Source organism: Rhodoligotrophos defluvii (assembly GCF_005281615.1).
GTDB lineage: Bacteria > Pseudomonadota > Alphaproteobacteria > Rhizobiales > Im1 > Rhodoligotrophos > Rhodoligotrophos defluvii.
In genome coordinates this window covers 646,928-661,610 of sequence record NZ_SZZM01000001.1, presented here as the reverse complement: position 1 = coordinate 661,610, position 14,683 = coordinate 646,928, and the positions used below count along the sequence as shown (strand labels likewise).

The window sequence follows — 14,683 nt, the reverse complement described above, 5'->3', positions numbered from 1 at the left end:
CAGCTCAGCCGCACCGCCGCGGCTGAACGCCAAGGCAAATCTGGCTGACGAAGCAACAAGTTGACCACATGTCGGCGGTTTACCGTAGACTCGAGTGCAGTCGTCCGGCCGTCAGCGGGCGGCGAGGCAGCGTGCCCAACCGATCAGAGGAGCCTTCCCTTGGACCCCTATTCAGCACATCCCGCCGTTGATCCGGTCAAGTTGGACCGGCTCGCCGACGTGGCGATCCGGATCGGCGTGCAGCTCCGGCCCGGCCAGGATCTCATCGTCACATCACCGCTCAGCGCCCTACCTTTGGTGAAGCGTCTGGTCGAGCAAGCCTACGCCGCTGGCGCAAGGTATGTTCAGCCGGTGCTTTCGGACGAGGAACTAACGCTCGCCCGCTTTAGATTCGGAACCGATGTCGCGTTCGATGGAGCGCCGGAATGGCTCTATGCCGGGATGGCGAAAGCCTATGGCGACAACGCGGCGCGCCTGTCGATCTACTGCGACGATCCATTGCTGCTGGTGAACGAAGACCCGCTGAAGGTCGCCCGAGCAAACGAGGCCAATTCAATCGCCTACAAGCCGGCGCTCGACAGGGTCACCGGCGGCGAAATGAACTACACCATCATCTCCTATCCCAGCACGCGCTGGGCCAAATCCATATTCCCCGATCTGCCCGAGCACGACGCAGTGGCAAAGCTCGCGGAGGCGATCTTCGCGGCAAGCCGGGTTGACCGGCCCGATCCGATTGACGCCTGGACCGTAGAGAACGGGAAGCTACGGGACCGATGCACCTGGCTCGACGCGCAGGACTTCAGCGCCCTCCATTTCACCGGGCCCGGGACCGACCTCAGGGTGGGGCTTGCGGAGGGGCATCGGTGGGTCGGCGGCGCCTTCCTGGCGCGCAACGGCATTCCGTTCATGGGCAACATCCCGACCGAGGAGGTTTTCACCGCACCCCACGCTAACCGGGTGGACGGCATCGTCCGGTCGACCATGCCGTTGAACTACAACGGGACCCTCATCAGCGACATCGCGGTGACTTTCGAACGCGGCCAGATCGTGGCCGCCGACGCGCGTGAAGGCCATGCCGTCTTTGCCAGGCTTCTCGATGCCGACGAGGGCGCTCGCAGGCTTGGAGAGGTCGCGCTCGTGCCGCATTCATCGCCGATCTCGCAGAGCAAGATTCTCTTCCACAAGACGCTGTTCGATGAGAACGCCGCGAGCCATATCGCCCTCGGCCAGTGCTATTCTCGTTGTTTTCACGATGCCGCGGCTGCGAGCCGCCAGGATCTGGCCAAGCGCGGCGGGAACATGAGCAAGATCCATGTCGATTGGATGATCGGCTCCGACAAGGTGGATGTGGACGGCATCAGGAGCGATGGCAGCTCCGTTCCGGTCATGCGCGGTGGCGAGTGGTGCTGATCCGGGAGATGCCTGCGCCCCCAAGTCTCGCGAACGCCTAGTCAAATCAGCTTGACGGCGGAACAAGCGAGGTTTGATGCGAGAGACTAAGGTGCCGATCAGCAATCACCCGGTGCCGCCGAACCAAAGCTCGACCACGGTCGGCCAACAACACGGGGATATATTCAATGCGGAGGGAGGTATCACAATGACAATGAAGCGTGCCGTCATTCTGGCGAGTGCTTTTGCCCTAGCTGTTGCGGCCTGCCCGTTCGGGCGGGCGAAGGCTGAGGATTTGACCATAGTCACGTCAGGCGGGGCAATGGAAGAGGCATTGCGCAAGCACTTCTATGACCCGTTTACCAAAGCGACGGGAATTCGCATTCGCTCGGTGGCTGCGAGCAACACCGAGCAATGGGCTCGCTTGAAAGCCATGGCGTCCGCCGGCCAAGTCGAATGGGACGTCATTCAGACAATCGGCGCCGATGCCCTCATAAACAAGAACCTGCTCGTCAAGCTCGATTGCGGGAAAATCCCGAACGCGGCTTCGCAGGGTGTGCCTGGGGCCTGTTCCGACTACGGCGTGCTGCGCGGGATCGGCGGCTCGTCCATAGCGTATCGAACGGATGCGTTTCCCGAAGGCCGGGGCCCGTCGAATTGGGCCGAGTTCTTCGATACGGCGAAGTTCCCTGGAAGCCGGATGCTGTCGAATACAGGGCAGCCGTTTGAAGTGATTGCCGCGGCACTGCTTGCAGACGGCGTTCCGCCCGAGAAGCTGTTTCCGTTCGATTTCGATCGGGCCTTCCGAAAGCTCGACGAGATCAGGCCGCATGTGAGCGTGTGGTGGCGCACGGGCGACCAGCTGCAGCAGGCACTCCGCAATAAAGAAGGCGAGATGGCGCTGGGCTGGCTGACGCGAACCGTGCCCTTGCAGCTGGAAGGCGTGCCCGTGGCGGTCGAGTATAACCAAGGCATGAGGGGCACCGCATCGTGGTCGGTTGTGCGCGGCGCGCCGAACGAGGATGCTGCCATGTCGTTCCTGAACTTCTTCCTGGGGCGACCGGACGCCCATCTCGCCCTTATGCAGCAGCTCAATTTCGGCGTTACGTCGCCAAATGAGAAAACCCTCGATCTGCTCAGCGAAAAAGAACGATCGTTGCTGCCGACAACAGAATCGAACTGGCGCAAGATGCTGGAGGTCGGGGATCATCCATGGGTCGTCGAAAACAAAGAGATGATCACGGACAAGTGGAACAATTGGTTTTCACAGTAATGGCGCCGGCATAGACTGGGACGCGCCACTGAACCTGCAATAAAGAAAGGGGAGCCAATTGTTGATGCGGAGTCCAGTAGCGCCGCCCGGCAGGATCCAAGGCTTGGACGTGTCGATCCAAGGCGTCTCCCGGGCGTACGGCAATGTCCTCGCTGTTGACGATGTTACCCTCGAGGTCGCCGCGAGCGAGTTCCTGTCGCTTCTTGGGCCATCGGGCTCCGGCAAAACGACTTTGCTGATGATGCTCGCGGGTTTCGAAGCGCCTACGAAAGGGCGCCTGGTGGTCGGCGAGCAAGATTTGACGAACGTCCCGCCCAACAAGCGGAACATCGGCATGGTCTTTCAGAAATACGCGCTATTTCCGCATAAGACCGTCGCCGACAACATCGTGTTCCCGCTACGGATGCGCGGGGTGAACAAAGCGGATCGCGAAGCAAAGGTTCGGCAGGCGCTCGATATGGTGCGGCTGTCCGGCTACGAGGGGCGCATGCCAAGCCAGCTCTCCGGTGGCCAGCAGCAGCGGGTTGCGCTTGCACGGGCGATCGTCTTCGATCCTCCCGTGATCCTGATGGACGAGCCGCTGGGGGCGCTGGACAAGAAGCTCCGGCAGCACCTTCAGCTCGAAATCAAGCAGCTTCAGCAGCGGCTGGGCGCAACTGTCATCTATGTCACGCACGACCAGGAGGAAGCGCTGACCATGTCGGACCGCATCGCGGTCCTCGATCACGGGAAGCTGCTGCAACTCGGACGGCCCACAGACCTCTACAATCATCCGGCAAATGCTTTCGTCGCCGATTTCTTGGGCGAGATGAACTTTTTACCCGGGACGGTGGAGCGTGTCAGAATAGAGCACTGCGATGTCAGTATCGGCGGCAATATAATCTCCGCCTGCACGCCGGCGGGCACATCGCTACCGCCCGGCGATCCCGTTCGCGTGGCCATCCGCCCAGAACGGCTAGCCGTGACGGCGGGACAGCAGCAGAGCCAATGCTCAGGACTTGCTGGCGAGGTCAGCCAACTCGTCTTCAACGGCGCCACCATGGCCATACTCATCAAGCTTGATCATGGCCCGACCGTGCGGGCCAGCATAAGCGCGCAGTCGCACCTTTCTGGGCTCAGGCCCGGCGATGCCGTTACCGTCGGCTGGTCGGCGGGCGATGCGTTTGCCTATCCGGGTGCGGGCAAATGACAGACGCATCGGAGACGCTTTCCGCGCCAGCCGCCAGGCCGGCTCCGGCATCGACGGCCAGGAGCCTCTCGCTACGTGGCAGCTTGCCCGTCTCGACCTCATTGCTTCTCCTTCTCCCACTGGCCGTGCTGCTGGGCTGGGCCTTCTTCCTTCCGATCGCCAAACTCCTGTTCCAGAGCATCTCCGTGCCAACTTGGACGGCCGAACACTATCTCAGGCTGCTGGACGAGCCGCTTTATGTCCGCATCATTCTACGGACCATCTGGATCGCCGTGGTGGCGACGGCGATCACCCTGCTACTGGGATATCCAATCGCGTTGTTGATGACACGCGCGCGCGGCCTCCTGGCCATCATCGTCGCCGTCTGCGTTTTCGTGCCCCTTTGGACTAGCGTCTTGGTCCGTTCCTATGCGTGGATCGTTCTTCTGCAACGCCGGGGCATCATCAATGACTGGCTGCTGCGGATTGGCCTCGTGGATAGCCCGCTCACCCTGCTTTATACGGAGGGCGCCGTGCTGGTGGCGATGAGCCATGTGCTGCTGCCGTTCATGATCCTCCCGATCTTCTCGACGCTTCGAAACATCTCGCCCGACCTCACCAAAGCTGCACTCAACCTTGGTGCCAGCCGGTCGAGGACCTTCTTGTCCGTCACATTGCCGCTCAGCTTGCCGGGGGTGTTTGCAGGTTGCCTGCTGGTGTTCGTTCTGGCGCTCGGAACCTTCATCACGCCGGCGCTGGTGGGCGGGCCGCGAACGCTCATGATCGCGACCCTCATTTCTCAGCAGGCCACCGAATTTCTCAACTGGCCGTTTGCGGGCGCCGTTTCCTTCGTCCTTCTCGTGCTGTCGGTTGGCATAACCGTCGTCTTCCGACGACTGCTCGGCATCGAACGGATGGTGACCTATGACTGAATTCGCTGTTGGAACCCGCTATAAAGGCAAGGCCCTGCCTCATGGGGCTTTCGCAGCGGTGACCACGTGGGCCTTCGGATTGCTCTGTGCGCTGATCCTGGTCTTTCTGGCGCTGCCGACCTTGCTCGTCATTCTGATGTCGTTCAGCGAAACGGCCTATCTTCGCTTTCCGCCCGAAGGATTTTCATTGGTCTGGTACAAGGCATATTTCGCAGATCCCGGGTGGATCAGTGCGACATTGTTCTCCCTGCGGATTGCGAGCATGACGACGGTCTGCTCCGTGCTCATCGGCACATGCGCGGCGGTCGCCCTGGTCAGAGGCAACGTGCCTGGTCGCGAGTTCATCAATGCGCTGCTCCTGGCCCCGCTGATCGTGCCGCATATCATCGTAGCAATCGCCGTCTATCTGCAGTTCGCCCCGCTGAAACTCATCGGCACGACGACGGGCTTTGTCTTGATCCATACAGCCTTGGCCGTGCCCTATGTCGTGGTGATCGTCTCCGCTGCGCTGTCCCGCCTCGATTTCTCCCTCGAAATGGCGGCATTGAACCTGGGGGCCTCGCGGATGCGCGCATTCCTCGAGGTGACCGCGCCTCTGGTTCTGCCGGCGATACTGGCCGGCGCTGTGTTTGCGTTCCTTGCGTCGTTCGATGAGACGATCGTCGCGTTCTTCATCTCGGGTGCGGAAAACAAGACCGTCACCCGCAAGCTGTTCGAGGATATCGATTTCAACCTTTCCCCAATCATCGCCGCCGTCTCCACGATCTTCATCGTGGTCACGATCGGCCTCATGGGATTTGGACAACTCGCTCGGCGGCAATTCACCTCCCGGACGTGACAGGAGCTGCCCGTCAACACCCGACCGGGTGCCGCGGCGCGCGGACAGAAAGGCAAAAACGGCTGACGAGCGGGCAAGCTATCGCATTCCCTCCGGGTCTAATATCGCCATCTACGAACGGGCGTGGCAGCCCACGCCGCCGGGAAGTACCAACCTTTAGGAGAGTGCCGCCTTGATGACTTCCGACAGCGCAGCCGATCTCAACGACCGCGCGATTGCCCCGGTCTACCTCGTCATCGACAATGAGATGGTGCTCGATGGTCCCATACGTGATGTGTGGCTCCACATCCTCAATTATCCGTCGTGGCAGAACTATGCCGAGGTCAGGCACGTCTCCGGCACGCCTGGCAAGGAAGGGGAGGTCGTCTCCCTGGTAAAGGCGGAAGATGGATTTGTGTTTCCTCCCTATTATGCTCGCACCATCAAGCTTGATCCGCCGAACAGGGTCGTGTGGAAGACCTTCATCGAGAAGGGCACCCATGAGATCGATCGCTTCGGGATCATCGATTTCAGACTTCACGATCTAGGCGAGCGCACACGGTTCTGCTCTCATCTCTACTATGAATTCCTCGTGCCTTATCGTGACGAGGCAGAACTCGACGCATTTCGCAAGCAACAAGAAGAGAATTTCAGGGTGCTGCAGACAGCCACGCGGCCGAGATTGCGTGAGCTGGTCAGCAGGCGGGCAGCCTCGCAAGGCGCATGATGTCAGCGTGATGCGCTCACGCGCACCATACCGCATAGATACGGGGCGCTAGCCACCCTCACGTTCGGTACTCTTGGAGAGCCACTGGTAGATGCCGAGCGCCACGAGCGCCAGCATCGCGGACGCGAAGAGAGCGGCCGGGTAGAGCACCGCAGGAATCTCCTCGCGGCTGGTCTTGAAGATCATCACCAGCGCCTCCAGGCTCGCGGCGATGACGATGATGGTGATGAACTTGGTGATCGAGCGCCGCGATTCACGCGGGGAGCGCAGCTCACGCTTGCGCAATACTTCCTCCTCGGCAATGAAGGTGGCCGTCTCCACCACGGCAAACCCGATAATCATCAGTCCAATACCATCGAGGGTGCTGCGGACGCGGTCGACTATGTCCATGTCGCGCGAAAAGACACTGCCGACGACTTCCCAAACGGCAAAGCTCACCAGGAGGAAAGCGGAAAGCAGAAGCGTGATGGTGGCGAAAAGGAAATAGGCCAAGGCGGCCTTTTCGTAGAGCTTGCCCATCGTCTCCATCACGTCACCGACTGTGCAACAGCCCTCCAGTATGCCGAGCCTCGAAGCCCAGGGGATAACCCGTCAGACTAGGGCGTTTCTGCTCTTCTCCGAATCGCGGAGCCGCGTCTCAAGTTCTTGGTCAGTCGCATCTTCCTTACGCGAACCGGTACCCACTTCGCTCGAAAATGCTCTAGTGGGGAACGCGTTCGCAAAGTCGACGTTCCCAGGCGGGCTGGTCGGCCTCTACCGCGCGCAATGCTGCGACGGCGCCGTCTCGTTGGGATACCGCGCGTTGGCTCNCGCCTGGAGGCACGCCGCGGCCGGCGCATGGCCGCGCCGGAGACGAGCGCGCCGGCCGCGACGGCAGGGCCCGCGCCGGCCACTGCGGCAGAGCCCGTCGAAAGGCCGGCCACCGGAGAGCTGCCGACCACATCGCTTGAGGATCATGCCGTGCTGATCGGATATGGCCGGGTCGGCTCGATCATCGGCGAGGCCCTGCTGGCGCGGGGAACGCCCCTGCTTGTGATCGAGGAGCGTGACGAGCCGGTCACTGCCTTGCGTAACCGCGGCATCGAGGCGATCAGCGGCAACGCCGCCGCTTCCGATCTCATCAAAGCGGCGAACCTCGCGCGCGCAAAATGGCTGATCGTCGCCATTCCGCATTCCTTCGAGGCAAGCCAGATCATCGCGCAAGCCAAGGAGGCCAACCCGGCCCTGCATGTGGTCGCCCGCTCCCATACGGACGCTGAAACCGAGCATCTGCAGTCCTACGGGGCGGACCGGGTCATCATGGGCGAGCGCGAGATTGCCGACGCCATGGTGAATTTCGTCCTGTCCACCGACAGCGGGGGAGCTGGTCGGGGGCCCCTCACCAGCGATGATCAGCCCACCGAGGACATGCGCCAAGCCGCGAACGCGGTGCTCGATGAACCTCCCGAGGACTACCATCAGCCTAGGAAAGCGCCTGAGGCCGCAACAGAGGCGGCCCCATCTTCGGGCGTGGACGCCAAGCCGGTGTGAGGCTCAGTCCCGTAGCTCCTCCACCAGCCTTCCGTTGTCGAGGCGCACGATGCGGTCCATGCCCGCGGCAAGCTCCAGATTATGGGTGGCGATGAGCGCGGCGAGACCCTGGCCGCGCACCAGCTCGATCAGTTGCTGATGCACGCTCTGCGCCGTGCGCGGATCGAGATTGCCGGTCGGCTCGTCCGCCAGCAGCAGGAGCGGCCGGTTGGCCAGTGCCCGCGCAATCGCCACCCGCTGCTGTTCGCCGCCCGACAGCTCCGCGGGGAGATGGCTGAGCCGCCCTCCGAGACCTAGCGGGTGCAAGAGCTCCTTGGCCCGCGCCAGTGCCTGCCGCCGGCCGGCGCCCGCCAGCCGCTGCGGCATCGCCACGTTTTCCAGTGCCGAGAATTCCGGCAGCAGCCGGTGAGACTGATAGACGAACCCCACCGCCTCGCGCCGCACCCGGGTGCGCTCGCCATCGCCCGCCTGGCCCATGTCGCGGCCGGCGATCAAGACTGTGCCGGCATCCGGCTGCTCCAACAACCCGGCGATATGCAGGAGCGTCGATTTGCCGGCGCCCGACGGGCCGACCAGCGCGACGATCTCTCCGGCGTGAATGGTCACGCTCGTGCCGGTCAGCACGTCGAGCTGCTGACTGCCCTGGCGAAAGCTGCGATGGATGTCACGCAACACCAGAACCGGGCCGGGCGCGCGCGCCGCCTCACTCATACCGCAGCGCCTCCACCGGATCGAGCCGCGCTGCCCGCCATGATGGATAGAGCGTCGCAAGGAAGGCCAGGACCAGCGACATGACCGCGACCAGCACGGTCTCGTGCACCTCCATCTTCGCTGGCAACTGGCTCAGATAGTAGATCTCGGAGGGAAAGATCTGGACGCCGAGCAAGGCGCTGAGGCCCTGGCGGATCGCCTCGATGTTCCAGCACACCAGCACCCCGAGCACGAGGCCCGCCAGGGTGCCGACCACCCCGATCGCGGCGCCGGTGATGAAGAACACCCGCATGATGGTGCCGCGCGTCGCGCCCATGGTGCGCAGGATGGCGATGTCCGCCCCCTTGTCCTTCACCAGCATGATCAGGCCGGAGATGATGTTCAGCGCCGCCACCAGAATGATCAGCGTCAGGATCAGGAACATTACGTTCCGCTCGACGATCAGCGTGTCATAGAACACGCGGTTGGTCGTCTGCCAGGACACGAACTCGATGCCCGGGCCTGCCAGCGGCTGCAGCGCCGCAATGTAGCGGCGGACCTGATCGGGATCATCGACCATGATCTGCAGGGCGGTAACCCCGCCTTCCTCGGCGAAGAACTCCTGGGCCGCCGCCAGCGGCATGAAGACTACCGAATTGTCGTAGTCCGACATGCCGATCTGGAAAACGGCGACCACCTCGAACGAGCGGATGCGCGGCGTTACCCCGAACGGCGTCACTGGCCCCTTCGGCGAGAGGATGTTGATATGGTCGCCCAGGCCGATATTGTGCGTGAGCGCCATTCCCTGGCCGATGGCGACGCCTTCCCCCTGGTCGAAGCCGTCAAGCGTGCCCCGCAGCCGATCGCCCGCGATGTCCCCCATGGTCGCGAGATCCGCCTCGCGCATGCCGCGCACCAGCGCTCCGCCCGACGTCCTTCGCGATGAGACCAGCACCTGGCCTTCCACATAGGGCACCACCCGGGTGACGCCGGGCACGGCGGCGATCTTCTGTGCCAGCCGGTCGTAGTCCTCGATCGGCCCCTGGATACCAAAGGCGGTGATATGGCCGTTGAACCCGAGGATGCGGTCCATCAGCTCGGTCCGGAAGCCGTTCATCACGGCCATCACGATGATCAGGGTCGCAACGCCCAGCATGATGCCGAGGAACGAGAACCCGGCGATGACCGAGATGAAGCCCTCCCGCCGGCGCGCGCGCAGGTAGCGCGAGGCGATGCCCCACTCGAAGCCGGCAAAGGGCATGGTGCCGCGACCGTCAGCCATGCCAGCCGGATTCGATCCGCTTGAAGCGGGCGATGGCGTCCTCGGGGCTTACTTCCTCGCGCGCACCGGTCTTTCGGTTCTTCACCTCGACCAGGCCGCTGGCGAGCCCACGCGGACCAACGATGATCTGCCACGGGAGGCCGATCAGGTCCATGGTGGCGAACTTGCCGCCCGGGCGCTCGTCGAGATCGTGATAGAGCACCTCGACGCCCTTCGCCTGCAGCGCGCCATAGATCTTGTCGCAGGCGGCATCGCTCGTGCCGTCGCTCTGCTTGACATTGATGAGCCCGACCTGGAACGGCGCCACCGGCTCCGGCCAGATGATGCCGGTCTCGTCATGGCTCGCCTCGATGATGGCGCCCACCAGCCGCGACACCCCGATGCCGTAGGACCCGCTCTGCACGTCGACCTTGCTGCCGTCCGGACCCTGTACATGGCAGCCCAGCGGCTTCGAATATTTGGTGCCGAAGAAGAAGATGTGCCCCACCTCGATGCCCCGTCCGGTGACTTGGCGGTCCTTGGGCACGCGCGCATCGAACTCCTTCTCGTCGTGGATCTCGTCGGTTGCGGCATAAAGCTTGGTGAAATCCTCGATGCGGTGCCTCAGGCCCTCCACATCGTCGAAATCCACTTCCGTCGCCGTCCAGTCGAGGTCGAGATAGCCGCGGTCGAAGAACACCGCGCTCTCGCCGGTGGGTGCCAGGATCAGGAACTCGTGGCTGAGGTCTCCGCCGATCGGACCGGTATCGGCGCGCATGGGAATGGCCGTGAGTCCCATTCGCGCGAAGGTCTTGAGATAGGCGATGAACATCTTGTTGTAGGAGTGACGCGCGCCTTCCACCGAGATGTCGAAGGAATAGGCGTCCTTCATGAGGAACTCGCGCCCCCGCATCACGCCGAACCGCGGGCGGATCTCGTCCCGGAACTTCCACTGGATATGGTAGAGATTGCGCGGCAGATCCTTGTACGACTGCACGCCCTGCCGGAAGATGTCGGTGATCATCTCCTCGTTGGTCGGCCCATAGAGCATCTCGCGCTCATGCCTATCCTTTATGCGCAGCATCTCCAGGCCGTAGTCGTCATAGCGGCCGCTGCGCCGCCACAGCTCGGCGGGCTGGATCGTTGGCATCAGCACCTCGAGCGCGCCCGAGCGGTTCTGCTCCTCCCGCACGATCTGCTCGATCCGCTTCAGCACCCGGAAGCCCATCGGCAGCCATGAATAGATGCCGGCACTCTCCTGCCGAATCATCCCCGTCCGCAGCATCAGCCGGTGCGAGACGATTTCCGCCTCCTTGGGGTCGTCGCGGAGGATTGGCAGAAAAAATCGGCTGAGGCGCATGTGCAAGGTCCATTTTGCAGGATGATGGCGCGTCCGGAGCGGGCCGAACCGGGTTATGCCGCGCTCAAGACGCCCTCTTCTATGCGAAACTTGTGCGGAAACAAAGGCCTCAGTGGCCAACCAAGTTGCGGCGCACAATAGGACAGCATTATTGACGCAATAGCAGCATCCTGCTCTGAACTCGTGCAGCTTGCCACAACAACGCCAAGATTTCAGATGACAGGCCGCTTCGCTTGTTCTAGTCTGCCGCTATAACACGAAGAACCAAGTGGCATGTCGGGTTAAGAGGGGCGAGGTTAGCGGTCCCTGAAGGTCCAAGTCTGGGGAGGAGTGGTCCAAAGACGCAAATAAGGGTATTCAAGCCCGCGTCATAAAGCTCTGGCGAGGCGTCTCTCAGGAGTGCAACAGGACCAAGCTCAACTCAAAACAAGGCAAATGCCTTGTTTTTTGTTTTTTGGCGACCGTTCAACAATGGTTCCATCGCGATGAGCAGCGGCGGCGGCCGAGTTCTTTCTGTTCAAATGATCGAGAGCTCTGGGCCCCCGGCCTGCCGGTAGGCAGGCCGGGAAAAGCTTGGCTGTCTTACCCCTTATCTGTCCTTACCCCGGTGCTGTTCCATGTAAGTCTTCGTGTGGTGATGAACGTTGCCCTGTTCGTCCCGATACTCCCGCGCCTTGAGCGAGCTGTCGTCGGATCCGTCCTGCCGGCGTTCCGACTGGGCCTGCTGCTGCGACTGGTCCTGGCGGTGCGGCCAGGGCTCCTGCGTGTCCTTATGGCCGTGTCGGCCCGTACCTTGCCTGTTCTCGTTAGCCATGATGGCCTCCTTGCTGTGTTACGGTAAGTGAGGGTGACGCGTCCCGCGATGTGCGCGGGCCAAGCTTTGCAAAGCAAATTGTCACGACCTCACCACCTCAACAGGCGCTGCAGGGGATGGTTTCAAATCGAGAGGCAGCGTTTTGGCCGCAGCCGGCCACCCGCTGCCATCGCCTCAAGAATAGGGCTTGAGCACGTCGAAGAACGGCAGATTGTCGAGCGCGATCACGCCGGCGCTGAACAGCGTGTAGACCAGCGCGAAGATCGCGCCCGAGACGACGGTCGTGATGACGAATTTGCGCCCGAGCCGCGGATCCTTTGGCGCGCTCGGGGCTTCGCCCGGCCCGGGCGTCTCGTCGAGCTCGTGAGGCGAATAATTGCCGAAGGGCAACACCGCAAAGAGCACCACCCACCAGAGGATGAAATAGATCGCGAGACTGCTCGTCAGGCTCATGCCGTTTCCAACCTGCCGGGACTAGGCCTGCTCCAGCTCCACCAGGGTGCCGAGGAAGTCCTTGGGATGCAGGAACAGCACCGGCTTGCCATGGGCGCCGATCTTGGGCTCGCCGCTGCCCAGCACCCGCGCGCCCTGCGCCTTCAGCTGGTCGCGGGCGGCGAGAATGTCTTCCACCTCGTAGCAGATGTGATGGATGCCCCCTTGCGGGTTGCGCTCGAGAAAGCCGGCAATGGGTGAATTCTCGCCCAGCACCCCAAGCAGCTCCACCTTGGTGTTGGGCAGCTCGACGAACACCACCCTCACCCCGTGCTCCGGCTCGTCCTGCGGCGCCGACACCTTGGCGCCCAGGGTATCGCGATAGACGGCAATGGCCGCGTTGAGATCCGGCACGGCGATGGCAACATGGTTGAGGCGACCCAGCATCCCTTACGCTCCCAAGCAGAATGTTCCTTCGCGATTGCCTACGCGTGACGTGGCCCGAACGCAATAACCACCGTTGCCGCGTCACGGGTGGCAGCGCCACGGGTGGCCGTGCCAGAGTGGAGCCTAGACGCCGGGCTCTTGCTCGCCGCCGCTCCACCGCGACACCATGCGCAGGCGCGCTTGCGGCATGGCCATGCCGCGTGGCGCGAGGATGTGCCGGGCGAGGAAGTAGCCGGTCAAGGCGAAACCGTCCGTTATGTCCCGCAGGGCATAGTCCGCGCTGCCGCCGGGCCGCAGAAAGCCCGGCAGCCGCAGCATGCGGTTCGCGTAAGGGCCGCCCATCTCGGCGCTCACCGCCCGGCCCGACCGCGGCGATACGAAGGCGAGATTGGTGTCCGGTCCGCCGCCGGCGCAGCGGGTGAGATCAAGGCCAAAGCCCAGCTCCTGCAGCAGGCCGAGTTCCCACCGCACCATCAGCGGCGGCCACAGGGCGGGGTCGTCCAGCACCTCGAGCAGATAGCGGGAGGCGTCATAGAGCCGCGGATGGGCCTCCCGCTCCGGCACCAGCTGGGTCAGCGCCACCATGCTCAGGAGCGCGTCCAGCGCCGCCGCATCCTCCATGAACGCGCCAGCCTTGAGGCTCACCGGCTCCACCGCCAGCGTGCCCAGCTGCTCGGACAGCCGGGCCCGCCATGTCGCATCCACCACATTGCCCGGCTGGAGAACCGGCCGCTTCAGCCGCGACCGCGCCCCGTGCACCAGGCCGAGATAGCGGCCGTGCTCCCGCGTGAACAGTTCGACGATCGCCCCGTTCTCTCCATGGCGGCGAACACTGAGGATGACCCCTTCCTCGCGCCAATGCATCGGTTCACCTGCGCCAGGCCGTCAGCGCCTGCCCGCCTTGCCCGGCATGTCCAGCCCCATCATCCGCAGCCGCTCCGGATCCTGGCTCCATTTCTCCCGCACCTTGACGAACAGGAACAGGTGGACGCGCCGGTCGAGAAACGCGCCGATCTCGCGTCGCGCCGCTTGGCCGATCTGCTTGACGGTGGCGCCGCCCTTGCCCAGCACGATCTTCTTCTGTCCCTCCCGCTCCACATAGATCACCTGGTCGATGCGCACCGAGCCGTCCGACTGCTCGGTCCAGGCCTCCGTCTCGACCGTGGAGGCATAGGGCAGCTCCTGGTGCAGCTTGAGGTACAGCTGCTCGCGCGTCAGCTCCGCCGCCAGCTGGCGCAGGGGCGCATCCGCCACCTGATCTTCCGGATAGAGCCATGGGCCCTCCGGCACCGCCTCGGCCAGGAACGTCCGCAGCGCATCGATGCCGTCGCTGGTCAGGGCGGAGATCATGAAGGTGCGGCCGAAGGGAAAACGCTCATTGAACGCCTGGGCAACCCCGAGCAGCGCGTCACGCTTAACGAGGTCGATCTTGTTGAGCACGAGATGCGCGGAAAGCTTTGCGCGCTCGAGCCCTTCGATCACCATCTGCGCTTCATCGTCCAGCCCGAGCCTCGCATCCACGATGAACACGACCACGTCCGCATCCGCAGCCCCGCCCCAGGCCGCTTCCACCATGGCCTCGTCCAACAGGCGGCGGGTCGCGAATATGCCCGGCGTGTCCACCAGGATGATCTGGCTCTTGCCGACCATGGCGATGCCCCGCAGCGGCGCACGTGTGGTTTGCACCTTGGGCGTGACGATCGCGACCTTGGTGCCGACCAGCGCGTTGATCAGCGTGGACTTGCCGGCATTGGGTGCACCGATCAGCGCGACGAAGCCGCAGCGGGTGCCCTCTCCAGTCGCGTCCATTCCATGCTCTCGCTGCTCAGTGCTCTCGTCCATT

At 63.2% G+C, this 14,683-nt stretch carries 16 protein-coding genes; 7 read left to right on the top strand and 9 right to left on the bottom strand.

Annotated elements, in window-relative coordinates:
- Positions 1 to 159: 159 nt before the first annotated feature.
- The 6 genes from E4P09_RS03185 to E4P09_RS03160 all read left to right on the top strand — a co-directional run bounded on the left by E4P09_RS03185 (position 160) and on the right by E4P09_RS03160 (position 6,306).
- On the top strand, positions 160 to 1,410 hold the full coding sequence (locus tag E4P09_RS03185) for an aminopeptidase (RefSeq protein WP_137388115.1): 1,251 nt from the start codon (positions 160 to 162) through the stop codon (positions 1,408 to 1,410).
- A gap of 187 nt (positions 1,411 to 1,597) precedes the next feature.
- Positions 1,598 to 2,662 carry an ABC transporter substrate-binding protein gene (locus tag E4P09_RS03180; RefSeq protein ID WP_170984204.1) on the top strand — a complete coding sequence of 355 codons (1,065 nt, stop codon included), beginning with the start codon at positions 1,598 to 1,600 and terminating at the stop codon, positions 2,660 to 2,662.
- Positions 2,663 to 2,771: 109 nt separating this feature from the next.
- Complete coding sequence (locus E4P09_RS03175) at positions 2,772 to 3,851, top strand: ABC transporter ATP-binding protein (RefSeq protein ID WP_338048995.1); 1,080 nt, start codon at positions 2,772 to 2,774, stop codon at positions 3,849 to 3,851.
- On the top strand, positions 3,848 to 4,762 hold the full coding sequence (locus tag E4P09_RS03170; protein ID WP_137388112.1) for an ABC transporter permease: 915 nt from the start codon (positions 3,848 to 3,850) through the stop codon (positions 4,760 to 4,762). Before E4P09_RS03175 ends, E4P09_RS03170 begins: the two co-directional genes overlap by 4 nt.
- Positions 4,755 to 5,600 carry an ABC transporter permease gene (locus tag E4P09_RS03165; protein ID WP_137388111.1) on the top strand — a complete coding sequence of 282 codons (846 nt, stop codon included), beginning with the start codon at positions 4,755 to 4,757 and terminating at the stop codon, positions 5,598 to 5,600. The genes E4P09_RS03170 and E4P09_RS03165 overlap by 8 nt, the downstream gene beginning before the upstream one ends.
- A gap of 175 nt (positions 5,601 to 5,775) precedes the next feature.
- Complete coding sequence (locus tag E4P09_RS03160; RefSeq protein ID WP_137388110.1) at positions 5,776 to 6,306, top strand: SRPBCC family protein; 531 nt, start codon at positions 5,776 to 5,778, stop codon at positions 6,304 to 6,306.
- Between the two features lie 48 nt (positions 6,307 to 6,354).
- Here the strand turns inward: E4P09_RS03160 and E4P09_RS03155 are convergent, their stop codons facing one another.
- Entirely contained in the window at positions 6,355 to 6,825 is a 471-nt protein-coding gene (locus tag E4P09_RS03155) for a GNAT family acetyltransferase (RefSeq protein WP_137388109.1), read from the bottom strand.
- A 318-nt stretch (positions 6,826 to 7,143) separates the two neighbouring features.
- Here E4P09_RS03155 and E4P09_RS03150 point away from each other — a divergent pair, with 318 nt between their 5' ends.
- On the top strand, positions 7,144 to 7,836 hold the full coding sequence (locus E4P09_RS03150; protein WP_170984203.1) for an NAD-binding protein: 693 nt from the start codon (positions 7,144 to 7,146) through the stop codon (positions 7,834 to 7,836).
- 3 nt (positions 7,837 to 7,839) lie between these two features.
- On the opposite strand, the gene E4P09_RS03145 is transcribed toward E4P09_RS03150, so the two are convergent.
- The 8 genes from E4P09_RS03145 to era form a co-directional block, all read right to left on the bottom strand.
- Positions 7,840 to 8,547 (bottom strand): ABC transporter ATP-binding protein, encoded by a 708-nt coding sequence (locus tag E4P09_RS03145; protein ID WP_137388107.1) that lies wholly within the window; start codon positions 8,545 to 8,547, stop codon positions 7,840 to 7,842.
- Entirely contained in the window at positions 8,540 to 9,808 is a 1,269-nt protein-coding gene (locus E4P09_RS03140; RefSeq protein ID WP_137388106.1) for a lipoprotein-releasing ABC transporter permease subunit, read from the bottom strand. The genes E4P09_RS03145 and E4P09_RS03140 overlap by 8 nt, the downstream gene beginning before the upstream one ends.
- On the bottom strand, positions 9,801 to 11,147 hold the full coding sequence (gene proS, locus E4P09_RS03135; RefSeq protein ID WP_137388105.1) for a proline--tRNA ligase: 1,347 nt from the start codon (positions 11,145 to 11,147) through the stop codon (positions 9,801 to 9,803). The genes E4P09_RS03140 and proS overlap by 8 nt, the downstream gene beginning before the upstream one ends.
- A 589-nt stretch (positions 11,148 to 11,736) precedes the next feature.
- Positions 11,737 to 11,961 carry a hypothetical protein gene (locus E4P09_RS03130; protein WP_137388104.1) on the bottom strand — a complete coding sequence of 75 codons (225 nt, stop codon included), beginning with the start codon at positions 11,959 to 11,961 and terminating at the stop codon, positions 11,737 to 11,739.
- Between the two features lie 174 nt (positions 11,962 to 12,135).
- Entirely contained in the window at positions 12,136 to 12,414 is a 279-nt protein-coding gene (locus E4P09_RS03125) for a DUF1467 family protein (protein ID WP_137388103.1), read from the bottom strand.
- 21 nt (positions 12,415 to 12,435) lie between these two features.
- Positions 12,436 to 12,840 carry a methylmalonyl-CoA epimerase gene (mce, locus tag E4P09_RS03120; RefSeq protein ID WP_137388102.1) on the bottom strand — a complete coding sequence of 135 codons (405 nt, stop codon included), beginning with the start codon at positions 12,838 to 12,840 and terminating at the stop codon, positions 12,436 to 12,438.
- A gap of 123 nt (positions 12,841 to 12,963) precedes the next feature.
- Positions 12,964 to 13,704, bottom strand: a complete 741-nt coding sequence (gene recO / locus E4P09_RS03115) for a DNA repair protein RecO (RefSeq protein WP_137388101.1) — start codon at positions 13,702 to 13,704, stop codon at positions 12,964 to 12,966.
- Between the two features lie 21 nt (positions 13,705 to 13,725).
- Positions 13,726 to 14,682, bottom strand: a complete 957-nt coding sequence (gene era / locus E4P09_RS03110; RefSeq protein ID WP_428977684.1) for a GTPase Era — start codon at positions 14,680 to 14,682, stop codon at positions 13,726 to 13,728.
- Position 14,683 lies beyond the last annotated feature (1 nt).

Bases quoted from the DNA above. Each gene is read 5' to 3' on its own strand.
- E4P09_RS03180 (WP_170984204.1), top strand. From the start codon at position 1,598: ATGACAATGAAGCGTGCCGTCATTCTGGCGAGTGCTTTTGCCCTAGCT.
- E4P09_RS03170 (WP_137388112.1), top strand. From the start codon at position 3,848: ATGACAGACGCATCGGAGACGCTTTCCGCGCCAGCCGCCAGGCCGGCT.
- E4P09_RS03165 (WP_137388111.1), top strand. From the start codon at position 4,755: ATGACTGAATTCGCTGTTGGAACCCGCTATAAAGGCAAGGCCCTGCCT.
- E4P09_RS03160 (WP_137388110.1), top strand. From the start codon at position 5,776: ATGACTTCCGACAGCGCAGCCGATCTCAACGACCGCGCGATTGCCCCG.
- E4P09_RS03155 (WP_137388109.1), bottom strand. From the start codon at position 6,825: ATGGGCAAGCTCTACGAAAAGGCCGCCTTGGCCTATTTCCTTTTCGCC.
- E4P09_RS03150 (WP_170984203.1), top strand. From the start codon at position 7,144: ATGGCCGCGCCGGAGACGAGCGCGCCGGCCGCGACGGCAGGGCCCGCG.
- E4P09_RS03145 (WP_137388107.1), bottom strand. From the start codon at position 8,547: ATGAGTGAGGCGGCGCGCGCGCCCGGCCCGGTTCTGGTGTTGCGTGAC.
- E4P09_RS03140 (WP_137388106.1), bottom strand. From the start codon at position 9,808: ATGGCTGACGGTCGCGGCACCATGCCCTTTGCCGGCTTCGAGTGGGGC.
- proS (WP_137388105.1), bottom strand. From the start codon at position 11,147: ATGCGCCTCAGCCGATTTTTTCTGCCAATCCTCCGCGACGACCCCAAG.
- E4P09_RS03130 (WP_137388104.1), bottom strand. From the start codon at position 11,961: ATGGCTAACGAGAACAGGCAAGGTACGGGCCGACACGGCCATAAGGAC.
- E4P09_RS03125 (WP_137388103.1), bottom strand. From the start codon at position 12,414: ATGAGCCTGACGAGCAGTCTCGCGATCTATTTCATCCTCTGGTGGGTG.
- mce (WP_137388102.1), bottom strand. From the start codon at position 12,840: ATGCTGGGTCGCCTCAACCATGTTGCCATCGCCGTGCCGGATCTCAAC.
- recO (WP_137388101.1), bottom strand. From the start codon at position 13,704: ATGCATTGGCGCGAGGAAGGGGTCATCCTCAGTGTTCGCCGCCATGGA.
- era (WP_428977684.1), bottom strand. From the start codon at position 14,682: ATGGACGAGAGCACTGAGCAGCGAGAGCATGGAATGGACGCGACTGGA.